Consider the following 14,437-nt stretch of genomic DNA (forward strand, 5'->3'; position numbering starts at 1 on the left):
CTGAGAGGGAAGGGGGAAACCCCTCTTGCAAGAGGGGTTTCCCCCTTCCCTCTCAGCCCGCTGGGAGGCACCACGAACACTTGAAGCCCTTCCGGTTCTGGTGTACCTGACTGCACCGGAGGAAATCCATGCACGATCATGATCAGGATACGCGGCCGCCGAGCCGTTCGCAGAAGAAGCGCGAGGCCACTGAGTTGCAGCAGCTTGGCGAGCGGCTTGTGGCGTTGCGGCCGGATGTACTTCGCAAGGCTGAGATGCCGGGCGATTTGGTTGACGAGGTACTTTTTTTACAAGACGCTGACCAAGCATGAGGCGAAGCGGCGGCAGATGCAGCTCATCGGCAAGTTGATGCGCGAGGCGGATGTTTCGGCGATCAGGGAGCTTGTTGAGGGCATTGATGAGGCGCACACCATCGGCACGCGTGCGTTTCATGCCGTGGAGCATTTGCGGGACCGTCTGGTGGAAGGCGACGATGCTGCGGTGGATGAAGTTTTCGAGCAGTATCCTGACGTGGACGGGCAGCATTTCCGCCAGTTGGTGCGCAACGCTCGGCTGGAGAAGTCGAAGGGCAAGCCGCCGAAGGCTTCCCGGGCGCTTTTTCGCATGTTGCGGGAGTTGGCGGAATAGCAATCGACTCTTTCCGGTCTTGACTCGGCCGGGTTCGTTCTTATTTTCTCAAGCACACAGGAAAACAATTCGACGGCCGCACCGGCCGGAAAGGAGTGAGAGCCGTGAAACATGAATATGCCGGTATCGTTACCGAGCTTGAAGACCGCGTCTGTCCGCACTGCAATGTCCCTATGGAAGCCTGGCTGGCACCGCCGGACAGTGGCTGGGGAGTCATTGTGGTCTGCAACAACAACGAGTGCCCTCATTACAAGGGTTCGGATTCCGACATCATCAACAAGCGCGACGATTCCCGCCTCGGGTGCCGTTATGCGGAGAACCCGGAGAACGGGTATTCTCCCATCAACCTTCTGGCGGTCTGTCGCTAGAGCGATACGCCCATCAGGCCCGGCTTCTTTGTGAAGCCGGGCCTTTTTTTGGGGTTTTTTCCGATTCTCATGCCGCCTAAAGGGTGGTATTAGGTGCCGCTTGCAAGGAGAGCACACGGTGAACAAAGCCCCAATTCATGCCTATCTCGCGCTGCTCGGCGGAGTGACCCTCTGGGCCAGCTCGTTTGTTGCGCTCAAGTACGGCTTCCGCGCTTACGACCCTATGGTCATCATCTTCGGGCGCATGCTTGTGGCCAGCCTGTGTTTTCTGCTTGTCATCAGGAATTTCCGCAATGTGCAGTACCGCGCCGGTGACTGGAAGCCGCTCCTGTTCATGGGCGTATGCGAGCCGGGTCTGTATTTCGTGTTCGAATCACTGGCCCTGACCTACACGGACGCGTCGCAGGCGGGCATGATCTGCGCGATGGTGCCGATTCTGGTGGCCATTCCCGCCGCCATCTTTCTTCAGGAGCGCATCTCGAGGCGCACGCTGATCGGGTTCGCGCTGGCCATTTTCGGGGCCGTGGTGCTCTCGCTTGACGCCGAGGCCTCGGAGAGCGCGCCCAACCCCATGCTCGGCAACTTTCTTGAATTCGTGGCCATGTGCTGCGCCACGGGGTACATGATCACGCTCAAGCGGCTGAGTCCGCGCTACGGGCCGTGGTTCCTGACCATGATTCAGGCCTTCATCGGGTGCGTATTCTTCTTTCCGCTGCTCTTTCTGCCCACTACCGAGCTGCCCACGGCGTTCGATCCGGTGGGGGTTGCCAGCATCCTGTACCTCGGCGTGTTCGTTACGTTGGCCGCATACGGGCTGTATAACGTGGGCATGAGCCAGGTCCCGGCGAATCAGGCCTCGGCTTTCGTCAACCTGATCCCGGTCATCACCCTGTTTCTGAGCTGGATGTTCCTCGGCGAGCGACTGACCGTGATCCAGTACGCGGCCTCGGCGCTGGTGCTTACGGGCGTATGGGTCAGTCAGGACAAGCAAAAGGACAAAAAGGCTGACATCGTCCCCGGCACGGGGTAATATCAGCCGATGCTCCGTCGTTTCTCGATCAACGGCCGCTCCCTGTCGGCAGACGTCACCCCCCGCTATGAAAAGTTCTGGGCCCTCTTTGCGCAGGAGCGCTGGGAGCCAGCCACGTTCGAGGTATTTGAGCAACACCTTGAGCCGGGGGCGCATTACGTTGACGTAGGGGCATGGATCGGGCCGACGCTGCTTTACGCCGCGCACATCGCGGGGCAATGCACCGCTTTTGAGCCGGATCCCGTGGCCTACTGCGCGCTTGAGGCCAACATCAGGCACAACCCGGAGCTTGCAGAGCGATGCACGTTGCGCCACGCGGCGTTGACCACAAGGGACGGAACCATCAAGCTCACCCCGCCGCACGGAGCGGGCAAGAGCGAAACATCCTGCCTGCTGCCCAGCAGCGACAACACTTTCGAAGCCGAGGCGCTGAACGCGTCCCGCGTTTTCCCCGCAGAAATGGCCGACGCGGCGTTCATCAAGATGGATATCGAGGGCGGCGAGTACGATACCATCCCGGCCATGACGGGCTTTCTGCGCAGCGCAAAGCCGGTGGTGCTCCTCTCGCTGCACCCGAATCATCTGTCACAAGCCGGACGTGACCCGGTCTCGGAATCCTCCCGGCTGCTGGAGTCTTTTTCGGGATACGGCAGCGTCTATTCGGTGGGCCGGGACGCCCTCGGCCCTGCGCCCGAGATTCGCGATTCCCTTGACGGCATGCCGCTGACCGTTGCCCCGCAAGGGACTCTGCTTTTCCTCCCCTGAACAGAAAAAGGCCCTCCACGACCGAATCGCGAAGGGCCCGAGGTGAGCGTTTACCGGATCTATCCTGATTGTCTGGTAACGGGCGGCGTTCCCCTGAGCACCAACCAGCCACCGATACCGGACACGAACGAAGCCGCGAGGATACCGATCTTGGCATCCGTGAGCAGTACCGGGTCGTCGAAGGCAAGCGTGGCGATGAACAGGGACATGGTGAACCCGATGCCCGCAAGCAGCGACGCGCCGTAGACGTGCCGCTTGGTCACGCCCACGGGAAGGGAGGCCAGCTTGGTCACTGTCATGAGCTTGACCGCGCCGAGAATGCCGATCTGCTTGCCGAAGAACAGACCGGCCATGACACCGAGCGTCACCGGCTCCAGCAGCGCCTTGCCGATGTTCTCCGGCAGATGCACCCCGGCGTCGCCAGTGCGAAAAGCGGCATGATGACGAAATCCACCCACGGCACCAGCGCGTGTTCCAGATGTTGCAGCGGCGTCTGCGCCTTATTGGCGACGTTCTGCATGGACTGGATGGCTGCGAGCTGGCCATGGTTGGTCAGCACGTTGGAACCGGGATGATGGTGGCGCTTGAATTCATCAATGAGATTGGTGCTGTTGAACAGGAACAGGTCCGTATCGCAGCGGGTCTTGGCCGGGATGATCATGGCCATGGCCACGCCTGCAACGGTGGAGTGAATGCCGGACTTGAGGAAACAGAACCAGACCGCGAGGCCCACCAGTGCGTAGAAGAGCGGCCTGCGGACGCCAAGCATGTTTCCGGCCAGCGCCACTGCCAGCATGACACCTGCCAGCCCGAGCAGCAGCACCGAAATGTGCGAGGTATAGAAAAGCGCGATGACCATGACGGCGCCGATGTCGTCGGCGATTGCCACGGCAGCGAGAAAGACCTTGAGCGAAAGCGGCACGCGGTCGCCCAGCAGGGCGAGCACGCCGAGGGCAAATGCGATGTCCGTGGCCATGGGCACGCCCCAGCCGATGCGCCCGTACCGCCGAAGTTAAAGGCCACGTAAAGCGCAGCGGGCACCAGCATGCCGCCTGTTGCCGCGACGATGGGCAAGATGGCCTGCTTCATGGACGACAGCTCGCCGACGAGCAGCTCCCGCTTGATTTCGAGGCCGACCACGAAAAAGAAGATCGCCATGAGCCCGTCGTTGATCCACCAATGGATATCGTGGGTCATGGATGCCGCTCCAAAACCCAGCGTGATGTTGGTGTGCAACAGGTGATGGTAGGATTCGTACCACGGCGAGTTGGCCCAGATCATCGCCGTGATCGCGAAAAGCAGCAGCAGGATGCCGGACGAGGCTGAGGTCCTGAAAAACCTGTTGAAAGGCAGCAGGACTTTTTCGATCGGCTCGGTGCCGCAGCTGATTTCCTTGATGGCCATTCTCAAACCTCCGGATTGTTTTCCGAAGACGACGCGCCCGGTCTAATAGGAGGCGGTGCTGAGTGCTTCGGCTTCAAGCAGGGTTTCGGCCTCTGCTTCGGACATAGGCTTGTAGAATAAAAAGCCTTGCACATATTTGCAACCCGCTTCCGCAAGAAAATCAAGCTGCTTTTTGGTTTCAACGCCTTCCGCCACCACCTTGAGATTCATGCTGGCTCCCAGCGAGAGGATTGTGCGAACGATGGCGCGGCTGTCCTGATCGTGCTCCACCGCCGCCACGAAAGTCCGGTCCACCTTGACCACATCTATCGGGAACCGCTGAAGATACGCCAGCGAGGAATACCCGGTTCCAAAGTCGTCTATACACAGATTCACGCCAAGCACCTTGAGTTGGCGGAGCATTTCCTCTGCGGTGGCGGGCTGGTCGACAAGAGCGCTCTCCGTGATTTCCAGATTCACCAGCTCCGGATCGATGCCGGTCTCCTTGAGGGTGTTGTCCACCTGCCGGACCAGCTGGGTGCGGCCGAAATGCTTGCCGGAGAGGTTGGTGTTGATCGTCAGCCGGGGGCCGTCGCTCCTGAACTGCTTCTGCCAGCGGCGGACCGTGGTGCAGGCGCGCTTGAGCACGTAGTTGTCGATGGCGTAGATGAGACCGGTGTCTTCCGCGACCGGGATGAAGTCATCAGGGCTGACCATTCCCCTTTCCGGGTGGTGCCAGCGCACCAACGCCTCGAATCCCGCCACGGAGTTGTCGCGCATGTCGATGACCGGCTGGTACATCACCTCGACCTCGTCAGACTCCAGCGCCCGCCGCAGGTCGGTTTCCATCTCCATCAACTCCATGACCTGATGGTGCATCTTCTGGTTGAAGACCTTGAACCGGGACTTGCCCAGCTCCTTGGCCCGGTACATGGCGGTATCCGCGTCGCGCAGCAGCGCCTCGGGCCGATCGTATCCCGTGGTGTTCAGGACAATGCCGATGCTTGCCGAAGTGAAGACCTCGTTGCCGTGGAGCACGAACGGCTGGCGGATGCCCTCCAGAATTCTGCGAGCGATGCGGATGGCGTCACGCGGGGCCTCGATTTCCTCCAGCAAAATGGCGAACTCGTCGCCGCCGAAGCGGGCCACGGTGTCCATCTTGCGCGCGCAGCTTTCCAGCACGCGGGAGATGGCCTTGAGCAATTCGTCGCCAATGTCGTGGCCGAGGCTGTCGTTGATGACCTTGAAACGGTCGAGATCGAGATACAGAACCGCGAAGAGATACTTCCGCCGCCTGCCGCGCTCCATGGCGAGCTGGAGATGGTCCTGAAACAGGGCGCGGTTCGGCAGGCGCGTGAGAGGGTCGTGGAAGGCCTGCCGCCGCAGCTGTTCCTCGGCCTTCTTGCGCAGGGTGATGTCTTCGACCGAGCCCTCGAAATACAGAAGGTTGCCGTCCTGATCGTCGACCTTTCGCGCACTCTCCTTGACCCATACGACCCGGCCGTCGCGGCGGCGGACCTGCAGCTCGAAGTCCTTGACCTCGCCATCCACTCTGAGCCTGTTCATGAACGCGTCGCGATCGCTGGTGCTGCCATAGAGTTGCGTGCGGATGTCGTAAACCGAGCTCATGAGTTCATCCGGCGAATTATACCCGAACAGACGGGCCAGCGCCGGGTTTGCACTCAGGAACCGGCCGCTGGGCGTGACCTGATAGATGCCTTCCACCGCGTTTTCAAAGATGGTGCGGTACTTGCGCTCGGCCTTCTTGAGAGCGTCGCCGATGACCTTGCGCTCGGCCACCTCGATCTTGAGCTGGGTATTGATGCGCGATAGCTCCTCGGTGCGCTGCTCCACCTTCACCTCAAGATGCTCCTTGGCCTCTTCAAGCTGGAGCGTCTTTTCCCGAACGCGCTCCTCAAGGGTCATTATCAGCTCGTGGATGTCCCCTGCCATGGACTCCATGGCATAGGCCAGTTGGCCGAGTTCGTCGTCGGACTTGACGTCTACTTCGGAGGAGAAGTCATGGGCAGCCACACGCCGTGCGTACTCTGTAAGCTGCTGCAACGGTCGGGAAAGGTTTCGGATAAAAAGATAGAGCACAAACACGCTGGCGCAGAAGATGACCAGCGCGATGCCCTGTTGCTGCAGGATGGCCGAGCGGATGTTCTGTTCGATGCCACCGAGCCCCATGCCGATGTGAATGGAGCCGCCGAGGCCGCCGAGGATGGGCTGGGCAACGTGCAGGATGCGTTCATCACCGCCAAGTTCCAGCCGCTCCACCAGATACGCGTCGTCACCGAGCACCGTCTCGTGAACCTGATCCACAATGGCCGCAACCTTGTCCGGCACTTCGGGGACGAACGTGTGCGAAATGACGGTACGGTGCGGGTCGGCCACCAGCACGTAGGAAACTCCCTCAATGTCCAGATAGCTGTCGATGCGCGACTGCAGGGCTGCCGCGTCCTCGTTGATGACGGTATGCACGTCCGAGTCCGCAATGCTGCGGGCCAGCGCAAGGGCCTTGCTCTGGTACTCTCTGGTCAACTCGGTTTCAAGCCTGTGGGCAAAGAACACGGATGTGGCCGTGGCCAACAGCCCGAAAACAAGGGCCATGGACAGGAAGGGGCGGTTGAACAGCTTGGGCAGTCGTTTCATTGCCGCCACCTTTGCCAATCGGACACGGTCTCCTGCATCCCTTCACGGAAGGTGGAAAAATACACGGCGTTCAACCCCTGCGTCCGCTCGGGGCCGAACCGAAGCGGCATGCCGATACCCAGATCAAAATCGTCAAGACTGGTCAGAGCTTTTCTGAACCGCGCACGGTCCGGCTGCGGTCCCATGCGCCGCACGGCCTCGGTCACCAGCCGGGCGCTCAGAAAACCTTCGAGACTGGCATAACTGTAGACGCGCCCCCCGGTCATTTCCCGCTGACGATATTCCGCCATGTGTCTGCGATACTGCCGCACTGCCGGGAGGTCGTCGGAATACGGGCTGGGCACCACCTGCGAAAAAAGCAGGTTCTCAAGATAATCCTTGCCGTTTTCCCGCATCTTGCGGGTGAGCAAATCCAGCATCTTGTCGCTGTTGGCAAAGGAGACCGCCGCGATGACCCCGCCATACCCGCCATCGCGCGCGTCACGGACAAACCCGGAGCAGGAGGAATAGGTGCCGATGCAGATGACCGCGTCCGGATTCGCGTCAAACAGGATGGTGGCCTGCTCTTCGTAGCTTGCATCGAAACGCAGCCCGCGCGAATAGCTGGCCTCAGCCTCGATCCCGAGTCCGTAGGAGGCAAGCGCCCGGCGCACTCCGTCCCAACCGCTGCGGCCATAGGCGTCCGCCTGATAGAATACGGCGATGCGGTTTCGCCCGGCCTCAAGAAGCTTTTTCACCAGCCCGGCCGTCTCCTGACGGTAGGAAGCGCGCAGGCTGTAAACATACTGGCCGTAAGGTTCTTCACGCAGCGGCTGCGCCCCGGTCATGGGAAAAAGCAGCAGCATGTCCTTGTCTTTGTAAAGCTCGAGGAGGGGCAGGATTCTGGTAGTGGTCGGGGTGCCAACGTAGCAGAGAAGGGAAAAAATATCCTTGCTCTTCATAAACTCGACGGTATTGAAAAAACAGGGATCGGGGTTGTAGCCGTCGTTGGCAGAACGAATGGCAAGACGCATCCCGTGAACCCCGCCCTTGGCGTTCACGTGGCTGAACCAGGCCATGGCCCCGCGATAGAATTCAATACCGAGCTCGGCGTTGGCCCCGGTAAACGCGGCGGACATGCCGAATACGAGTGTCTTTTGTTTCGCCTGAACCGGAGACGGGATCACTATGCACACGGCAAGCGTCACGGCCACCGTCACCGCAAGGCGACGTACATATTCGAACATTGCCTACCGTTATTGGCATGATGTCAACGCAAAATCAATGGGATTCAGGCCCGCGCCCCGCTCTCCCCGCAATCCACTTCACCTGTCTACATATACCCATCAACAGATTGAATTCATTGCGCTTCAGGTTGATCCTCGCCAAAAAACGGCGAACCGGCATCATCCAGTAATCCGTATTGCCTTCGCGTAGATAGTCGATGGCCAGCAGGCTTTCCTTCAAATTGGAAAAAAGCGTCTCCTGTTCGGCCACCGTGCAGAGCCTTTCGTCCGGAGGACCGTCGGGAACAAAGGGCCGGTCCAGCGCCTCCTTGAAGCATTCGTACAAGAGTACCAGAACCGCCTGGGCAAGGTTCAGCGAGACGCCTTCACGGTCGGTGGGAATGGTCACGAGGCTGGTGCAGAGCTGGGTCTCGTCGTTGGTCAGGCCCGTATCCTCGGGGCCGAACACGATGGCGACGCTGCCGTTCATGCGGGTCTTCTCCCCCACCACGGCGGCCAGCCTCGGCGGAAGCATCACGCCCTTGCGCCATCCGCCGGTGCGGGCCGTGGTGCCGTAGGCCGCGCTCTGCCCTTCAAGCGCCTCTTCAAGCGTGTCCACCACGCGGGCCTGCTCAAGGATGTGCCGGGCGTGGACGGTTGCCAGCGGCATGGCCCGGTCCAGCTCGAAATACCGGGGCGCGACAAGGGTCAGATTGGGGCAGCCCATGTTCAGGCAGGCCCGGGCAGCCGAGCCGATGTTCTCGGGATACTTGGGCCGCACAAGCACGACGGTGACGTTTTCCAGCACAGGAACCTCCGGGAATGGTGATGGAAAGGCTCACTGACACGCAGCGCAGCGGAAGTCAACTTCGCCGGAGCCGGGACTTTCGGAAGGAAAAGAACACCCCCGTGCGTCTTGACTCGCCCCTGTCCCCGCTCTACAACTGCTGCGAACAACGACATTCACACGGAGGCACCCCATGGCTCTTTTCACGAAGGAAGAAGCGCTCAAATACCACGAAGACAAACGCCGCGGGAAGCTGGAGGTTTTCTCCATCAAGCCCTGCGACACCCAGAAGCACCTGTCCATGGCCTACTCGCCGGGCGTGGCCGAAGCCTGCCGCGCCATCCACGCGGACAAGGAAGACTCCTACCGCTACACCAACCGCGGCAACCTCGTGGCCGTGGTATCGGACGGCACGGCCGTGCTCGGCCTCGGCAACATCGGCCCCGAAGCGGCCAAGCCGGTCATGGAAGGCAAGGGCGTGCTCTTCAAGATTTTCGCGGACATCGACGTCTACGACATCAACATCAACGCCTCCAGCCCCGACGAAATAGTCTCTTTCTGCAAGATGCTCGAACCGACCTTCGGCGGCATCAACCTCGAAGACATCAAGGCCCCCCAGTGCTTTGAAGTCGAACGCCGCCTTAAAGAGGAAATGGGCATCCCCGTCTTTCACGACGACCAGCACGGCACCGCCATCATCTCTGCCGCGGGCATCCTGAACGCGCTTGAAATATCCGGCAAGAGGATCGAGGAAATCACCATCGTTGTCTCCGGTGCCGGAGCCGCGGCCATCGCCTGCTCCGACCTCTACGTGAGCATGGGCGTGAAGCGCGAGAACATCTTCATGTTCGACTCCCGCGGCCTCATCCACGCCGGACGCGACGACCTGAACGACTTCAAGCGCCATTACGCGCAGGACAAGGACCACGGCTCGCTGGCCGACGTCATGAAGGGCGCGGACATGTTCCTCGGCCTGTCTGTCAAGGACGCCATCGACGCGGACATGGTCAAGAGCATGGCTGATAACGCCATCATCTTCGCCTGCGCCAACCCGGACCCGGAAATCCCCTACCCCGTTGCCAAGGAAGTGCGCCCGGACATCATCATGGGCACCGGCCGCTCCGACTTCCCCAATCAGGTCAACAACGTGCTCGGCTTCCCCTTCATCTTCCGAGGCGCACTGGACTGCCGCGCCTCGAGCATCAACGAAGAGATGAAACTCGCCGCCGCGCAGGCCCTTGCCGACCTCGCCAAGGAGCCGGTGCCGCAGGACATCTGCGACGCATACGGCGTGGACTCCCTCGAATACGGCATCGACTACATCATCCCCAAGCCGCTCGACCCCCGCGTGCTGACGTGGCTGGCCCCGGCCGTTGCCAAGGCCGCCATGGACACTGGCGTCGCGCGCAAGCAGATCGACCTCGACGCCTACGTCAAGGAACTCGAAGAACGCATGGCCGCCTCACGGGCGCGCACCCGAAGCGTCGTCGACTCCTTCGACTACGACTTCTAGCCAAAGGATACAGGTAGGGGGGAGCCCGCGCTCCCCCCGCACCATCATGAGAACACTGCTCGTTTCCCTGACCATCATCCTCAGCCTGCTCGGCTGCCGTCATCCACTGGAAAAAGTAGACCTGCATCCCGGTCCGGAATACGCCGGGGAATGGCTGACGCAACCCGACGTGCTGCGCATCGCCGGGGCACTGACCGCCATGCCCGACCGCACTCCCGCGCACTGGGACAACACGGACACCGGCTACCAGTACTCCATGACCGTCTTCAAGACCGCGAATGGCAACAAAGAAACCGTCAGGGAGTTTACCGTGCTTTCCACCGCCCCGGACGGAACCGCCGAGGTGCTGAATCTGCGCGGCGCAAGCAGCGCACGCGGCGAATGGAACATCACCGCGGACACGCCTTCCAAAGTTGTCGGCAAAGCCTGCCGCCTGAATGTGGACGCCAGCGAAACGCCGAAGGGCACCGTGGGCAGCGGGGAAGGCTTCCCCGGATTCATGGTGGTGGAAAGTGAGTGATTCCCTGCGCCGGGACATCCGCGAAGAGGCCGCAAAGCAGGGTATTGACGAGGAAGCCGTGGAGGCCGCCCTTGCCGGGCTGCCGGAAATCCCCGGCGACATGAGCGCGGCCCTTGAAGCCGTGCTCGACTATCTAGCCGTACCGACGAGACCCTCGACGACTAGGCCGCCTCTTTCAGGAAAGGAATGACCGTCCGGGCAACGGACGGGGAGTAGAGCATCCAGACGTGGGCCATGGCCGAAACATTCTCGCGTCGCCAGCCGCCGCCCGGCTCCAGACATCCATACGGAAACACGAAATCGTCCACCGGAGAGACAACCGCCAGCTTCGGCGCGGGCGTGTCCTTGACCGTACGCAGCTTTCGGCAGGCCTCGCGTCCCGGAATGAGGCTCCGGGCAACGCGCCCAACGCCGAGCAGCGCCAACTCGCTGCCGCCGAACGGCGAACCAAGGGTTGCCAGCGCGCCCACATGATCGCGAAACTCATCCTCCGCCGCCACAATGCGCCAGATCACCCCGCCGAGGCTGTGCCCAACCAGCAGCACCCGTTTACCGGGGTTCGCCGCCATCGTGCGCCGCAGCTCGGTTCGGACAGTCTTCAGCGCATCGTCCAGACCGCCGCGCCAACTGCCGTAAGAAAAGGCCCGTACGTTATGAAAGCCCTCACGGGAGAGTATTCGGCGGAACACATGCCACGCCGAGCGGTTGTGATACAGCCCGTGCAGGAGCAGCACCGGCGTTCCCTCCGGCTTCGGCATCGGCTCATGTCCGAGTCCGGTGACGAACAGCGCCGGGGCCGTGCCCTCGCTCCCCACCGCAGTGGCATACGTTGAGAGCAGCGGCCCGACCAGCCTGCCGCCGCACGCCGAGCGAATGTCTCCCAGCCGCCCGTCCATGGCATTGGACAGCAGGAAGAAGAACAGCCGCAGCAACGGAAGCCCCGTAAGCAGCACAAGAATGAGCACGCCGATATAAAGCATGCGGCATCATCGGCCCGGAAAGAAAAAGAGTCAACCGCTTGAAAGGGTTGTCCGAGGAATGTAACCTCGGTACCCATTCCCGAAAACACGGAGGAAGCATGACCACAACCCTGTGCCTCGACATAGGCTCCGGCACGCAGGACGTGCTGCTGCACATCCCCGGCCGCGAGATAGAGAACTGCCCCAAGTTCATCCTGCCCACGCCCTCTGTCCGCATCGCGGGCTACCTCTCGGAACTCACCGCCAAAAAACGCCCGTCTGGCTGCACGGATGCATTATGGGCGGCGGCATCGGCGGGGGCGTAAAAAACACCTCGAAGCCGGGCTTCCGCTGGCCGCCACCCGACAGGCCGCGCTGACCCTCAACGACGATCCCGCCAAGGTCGAGGCCATGGGCGTCACGCTGACCGAAGACTGTCCGGACGGTTACCGACCGCTGGAACTGCTCGACTTCGACGACCGGTGGTGGAACCGCTTTCTCGACGCCGCCGAGCTGCCACGGCCGGACCGCGTCGCCGCCTGCGCGCAGGACCACGGCCACCATCCCGGCACATCCAACCGCCTTGGCCGCTTCAAGATATGGGAAGAGCTTCTGACCGAACATCATGGTGACCCCGCTGCGCTCATCTACGAAACGCCCCCGACCATGATGACCCGCCTGCGCGACCTGCACGAATCCGCAAACAGGGCCGTCACCGCCGACTCCGGCTCCGCCGCAGTGCTCGGCGCGCTCTTCGACCCCGAAATAGAACGGCGCGCCCGCGAACAGGGCATGACCCTCGTGAACATAGGCAACAGCCATACCATCGCCTTTCTGCTGCACGGCGGCAGAATCCACGGCGTCTACGAGCAGCACACCGGCTGCCTGAACCCGGAAAAACTCTGGCAGGACCTCGACGACTTCCGCCACGGCCGACTGACCTTTCAGCAGGTTTTCGACGAATGGGGCCACGGCTGCCTTACGCTTGCCACCAGCGACAAGGCCGGAGCCTTCCCCGAAACCGTGGTCATCGGCCCGCGCCGCGCCATGCTGCACGGGTACGACGCCAGCTTCCCCGCCCCCGGCGGCGACATGATGCTCACCGGCTGTTTCGGCCTGATAAAGGGCATGGAGATGCTCGGACTCGAAGACCGCGCTTGAGCATCGCGCCCCGTTCCTTTACAAGAGGAACTCATCGGCGAGGAGACCCCATGAAACGATGCATACCAACACTGCTTCTGATCCTGCTGGCCGCCCTCTCGGGCTGCCTGCCCTCCACCGTGGAGCCCATGGTCTACGAGCAGAATCGCGGCCTCCCGGAAAGCTGGCTCGGCGAATGGCAGTACGTTCCCAAGCCGGACGAATCCCCCGGAAGCTGCGGCCGCCTTCCCGTGCTGCTCATGGGCAAGGCAGGATCCGACTGGTATGCCGAGGCCGCCAACTGCGGCGAGTCCTTTTCCGGTCGCTTCACGGCCTCCCGAGTGCCCGGCACCGACATCCGCGCCGTCTCCTTCCCGGTCTTCACCATCGCCGACGGCGACAGAAGCACCGAGTTCAAAAACGTGTTTTTCCTGATCCAGTCCGACGGTGACCGGCTCTACTGCTGGGATCTGCTCAACGCGGAAGTAGGCGTCACGCCATGGCGCGTGGCCGACGTCAAGAAATGGCTGGCGAAAAAAGCCGACCTCCTCAGGACCGACAAGGCCGGACTCGTCTTTCAACGCACCAAAACGGAGTAACTGCCCATGCCGCTGCCCATAGCTGTCCTCGTCTCCGGCGGGGGATCGAACCTGCAATCCATCATCGACCGCATCGAGCAAGGCGCCCTCGACGCCGAAATCCGGCTGGTCATCTCCAACAAGGCCGGAGCTTACGGCATCGAACGCGCCCGCAAGCACGGCATCCCGACCCTCGTGCTGTCCCATAAGGACTATCCGAACCGCGAGGCCTTTGACAAAGCCATGGTCGACGCCATGCACAAGCACGGCGTCACCGCCCCGGAAGGAGCCGTCATCATGCCGGGTTCATGCGCATCGTCACCCCGGTCCTGCTCGACGCCTTCCCCGGCCGGGTCATCAACATCCACCCTGCCCTGCTGCCCAGCTTCCCCGGTATTCACGGACAAGGCGACGCCGCCGACTACGGCGTAAAGATCTCCGGCTGCACCGTGCATTTCGTGGACGAAAAGATGGACCACGGTCCGGTCATCATTCAGGCCGCGGTGCCCGTCAACGCAGGCGAGGACGGCGGTCATCTCGGCCCGCGCATCCTCAAGCTCGAGCATCGCATTTTCCCGCAGGCCATTCAGTGGCTTGCCGAAAACCGCCTTCAGGTTGACGGTCGGCACGTCCACCTCAAAGTCGGTCCGGAACGCAGGTCGACCAGCCAATGGCCGATGTTGAGCCGCCCGTTCACGCGTTGGTTTGGCCGCCCTTGGAAGAGGGATTTTAGGAGAAACCAAGAAGCCTTTCGGAGACGGAAGGCTTCTTCGTTTTTAGGGGCTTACGTTTTATGGGTGGAACGGTGTGTTTCCCGCCTTCCGGCGGGACGGGGTGGGATACTTTTGTGTTTCCCGACATTCTTGGGTGCGGAGCCCGCCTTCGGCGGGAGGGCGGGAAGCGGAAT

16 protein-coding genes and 2 pseudogenes are annotated in these 14,437 nt (G+C 61.7%); 13 read left to right on the plus strand and 5 right to left on the minus strand.

All coding sequences use genetic code 11. The features are described 5' to 3' along the window. Positions 1-128: 128 nt before the first annotated feature. The 5 genes from JCM12178_RS20370 to JCM12178_RS14500 all read left to right on the plus strand — a co-directional run bounded on the left by JCM12178_RS20370 (position 129) and on the right by JCM12178_RS14500 (position 2,790). Positions 129-311 (plus strand): dual-action ribosomal maturation protein DarP, encoded by a 183-nt coding sequence (locus JCM12178_RS20370; RefSeq protein ID WP_250635949.1) that lies wholly within the window; start codon positions 129-131, stop codon positions 309-311. Then, positions 271-627 (plus strand): ribosome biogenesis factor YjgA, encoded by a 357-nt coding sequence (gene yjgA, locus JCM12178_RS14485; protein ID WP_250635950.1) that lies wholly within the window; start codon positions 271-273, stop codon positions 625-627. The genes JCM12178_RS20370 and yjgA overlap by 41 nt, the downstream gene beginning before the upstream one ends. A gap of 104 nt (positions 628-731) precedes the next feature. Beyond that, positions 732-995 (plus strand): hypothetical protein, encoded by a 264-nt coding sequence (locus tag JCM12178_RS14490; RefSeq protein ID WP_172677153.1) that lies wholly within the window; start codon positions 732-734, stop codon positions 993-995. A gap of 118 nt (positions 996-1,113) precedes the next feature. Beyond that, entirely contained in the window at positions 1,114-2,025 is a 912-nt protein-coding gene (locus JCM12178_RS14495) for a DMT family transporter (protein WP_054652365.1), read from the plus strand. A gap of 9 nt (positions 2,026-2,034) precedes the next feature. Beyond that, a complete protein-coding gene (locus tag JCM12178_RS14500) occupies positions 2,035-2,790 on the plus strand; it encodes an FkbM family methyltransferase (protein ID WP_054652367.1) in 756 nt (251 codons plus the stop codon). Between the two features lie 59 nt (positions 2,791-2,849). On the opposite strand, the pseudogene nhaA reads toward JCM12178_RS14500, so the two are convergent. After that, positions 2,850-4,071 (minus strand): annotated as a pseudogene (gene nhaA, locus JCM12178_RS21050) (Na+/H+ antiporter NhaA). Between nhaA and JCM12178_RS19995 the strand changes: the two are divergent. Further along, the gene (locus JCM12178_RS19995) at positions 4,058-4,240 is read left to right on the plus strand and encodes a hypothetical protein (protein ID WP_245628808.1); all 183 of its coding nucleotides are present in this window, start codon (positions 4,058-4,060) and stop codon (positions 4,238-4,240) included. The pseudogene nhaA and the gene JCM12178_RS19995 overlap by 14 nt on opposite strands. On the opposite strand, the gene JCM12178_RS14510 is transcribed toward JCM12178_RS19995, so the two are convergent. The 3 genes from JCM12178_RS14510 to JCM12178_RS14520 are packed head-to-tail and all read right to left on the minus strand — an operon-like array spanning position 4,237 to position 8,841. Further along, positions 4,237-6,828: an EAL domain-containing protein gene (locus JCM12178_RS14510; RefSeq protein WP_054652369.1), complete on the minus strand. Its 2,592-nt coding sequence runs from the start codon at positions 6,826-6,828 to the stop codon at positions 4,237-4,239. The two genes, JCM12178_RS19995 and JCM12178_RS14510, sit on opposite strands and share 4 nt — an antisense overlap. Continuing rightward, positions 6,825-8,054 carry an ABC transporter substrate-binding protein gene (locus JCM12178_RS14515; RefSeq protein ID WP_054652371.1) on the minus strand — a complete coding sequence of 410 codons (1,230 nt, stop codon included), beginning with the start codon at positions 8,052-8,054 and terminating at the stop codon, positions 6,825-6,827. The genes JCM12178_RS14510 and JCM12178_RS14515 overlap by 4 nt, the downstream gene beginning before the upstream one ends. A gap of 34 nt (positions 8,055-8,088) precedes the next feature. Continuing rightward, on the minus strand, positions 8,089-8,841 hold the full coding sequence (locus JCM12178_RS14520) for an RNA methyltransferase (RefSeq protein WP_054652373.1): 753 nt from the start codon (positions 8,839-8,841) through the stop codon (positions 8,089-8,091). Positions 8,842-9,013: 172 nt separating this feature from the next. Between JCM12178_RS14520 and JCM12178_RS14525 the strand changes: the two genes are divergently transcribed. The 3 genes from JCM12178_RS14525 to JCM12178_RS18440 are packed head-to-tail and all read left to right on the plus strand — an operon-like array spanning position 9,014 to position 11,043. Further along, a complete protein-coding gene (locus JCM12178_RS14525; protein ID WP_054652375.1) occupies positions 9,014-10,333 on the plus strand; it encodes a malic enzyme-like NAD(P)-binding protein in 1,320 nt (439 codons plus the stop codon). Positions 10,334-10,379: 46 nt separating this feature from the next. Next, positions 10,380-10,853: a hypothetical protein gene (locus JCM12178_RS14530; protein ID WP_054652377.1), complete on the plus strand. Its 474-nt coding sequence runs from the start codon at positions 10,380-10,382 to the stop codon at positions 10,851-10,853. Further along, positions 10,846-11,043 (plus strand): hypothetical protein, encoded by a 198-nt coding sequence (locus tag JCM12178_RS18440; RefSeq protein ID WP_157054937.1) that lies wholly within the window; start codon positions 10,846-10,848, stop codon positions 11,041-11,043. The genes JCM12178_RS14530 and JCM12178_RS18440 overlap by 8 nt, the downstream gene beginning before the upstream one ends. Here JCM12178_RS18440 and JCM12178_RS14535 read toward each other — a convergent pair. Next, entirely contained in the window at positions 11,015-11,833 is an 819-nt protein-coding gene (locus JCM12178_RS14535) for an esterase/lipase family protein (protein ID WP_054652379.1), read from the minus strand. The two genes, JCM12178_RS18440 and JCM12178_RS14535, sit on opposite strands and share 29 nt — an antisense overlap. Before the next feature lie 98 nt (positions 11,834-11,931). On the opposite strand from JCM12178_RS14535, the gene JCM12178_RS21055 reads away from it, so the two are divergent. The 4 genes and pseudogenes from JCM12178_RS21055 (at position 11,932) to purN (ending at position 14,263) form a co-directional block, all read left to right on the plus strand. Further along, a complete protein-coding gene (locus JCM12178_RS21055; protein ID WP_369404531.1) occupies positions 11,932-12,138 on the plus strand; it encodes a hypothetical protein in 207 nt (68 codons plus the stop codon). Continuing rightward, positions 12,104-12,973, plus strand: a complete 870-nt coding sequence (locus JCM12178_RS14540; protein ID WP_369404532.1) for a DUF1786 domain-containing protein — start codon at positions 12,104-12,106, stop codon at positions 12,971-12,973. The genes JCM12178_RS21055 and JCM12178_RS14540 overlap by 35 nt, the downstream gene beginning before the upstream one ends. Positions 12,974-13,023: 50 nt before the next feature. Beyond that, positions 13,024-13,551, plus strand: coding sequence for a hypothetical protein (locus tag JCM12178_RS14545; RefSeq protein WP_054652381.1), 528 nt, complete (start codon positions 13,024-13,026; stop codon positions 13,549-13,551). A 6-nt stretch (positions 13,552-13,557) separates the two neighbouring features. Further along, positions 13,558-14,263, plus strand: a pseudogene (gene purN, locus JCM12178_RS14550) (phosphoribosylglycinamide formyltransferase). Positions 14,264-14,437: the final 174 nt, after the last annotated feature.

This window comes from Salidesulfovibrio brasiliensis JCM 12178 (assembly GCF_001311825.1).
Taxonomy (GTDB): Bacteria; Desulfobacterota; Desulfovibrionia; order Desulfovibrionales; family Desulfovibrionaceae; genus Pseudodesulfovibrio; species Pseudodesulfovibrio brasiliensis.

Excerpts from the sequence above, each read along its gene's own strand:
- JCM12178_RS14530 (WP_054652377.1), top strand. The coding sequence starts at position 10,380 with ATGAGAACACTGCTCGTTTCCCTGACCATCATCCTCAGCCTGCTCGGC.
- JCM12178_RS14500 (WP_054652367.1), top strand. The coding sequence starts at position 2,035 with ATGCTCCGTCGTTTCTCGATCAACGGCCGCTCCCTGTCGGCAGACGTC.
- JCM12178_RS14510 (WP_054652369.1), bottom strand. The coding sequence starts at position 6,828 with ATGAAACGACTGCCCAAGCTGTTCAACCGCCCCTTCCTGTCCATGGCC.
- JCM12178_RS20370 (WP_250635949.1), top strand. The coding sequence starts at position 129 with ATGCACGATCATGATCAGGATACGCGGCCGCCGAGCCGTTCGCAGAAG.
- JCM12178_RS14540 (WP_369404532.1), top strand. The coding sequence starts at position 12,104 with ATGCATTATGGGCGGCGGCATCGGCGGGGGCGTAAAAAACACCTCGAA.
- JCM12178_RS21055 (WP_369404531.1), top strand. The coding sequence starts at position 11,932 with ATGACCACAACCCTGTGCCTCGACATAGGCTCCGGCACGCAGGACGTG.
- JCM12178_RS14545 (WP_054652381.1), top strand. The coding sequence starts at position 13,024 with ATGAAACGATGCATACCAACACTGCTTCTGATCCTGCTGGCCGCCCTC.
- JCM12178_RS14535 (WP_054652379.1), bottom strand. The coding sequence starts at position 11,833 with ATGCTTTATATCGGCGTGCTCATTCTTGTGCTGCTTACGGGGCTTCCG.
- JCM12178_RS14515 (WP_054652371.1), bottom strand. The coding sequence starts at position 8,054 with ATGTTCGAATATGTACGTCGCCTTGCGGTGACGGTGGCCGTGACGCTT.
- JCM12178_RS14525 (WP_054652375.1), top strand. The coding sequence starts at position 9,014 with ATGGCTCTTTTCACGAAGGAAGAAGCGCTCAAATACCACGAAGACAAA.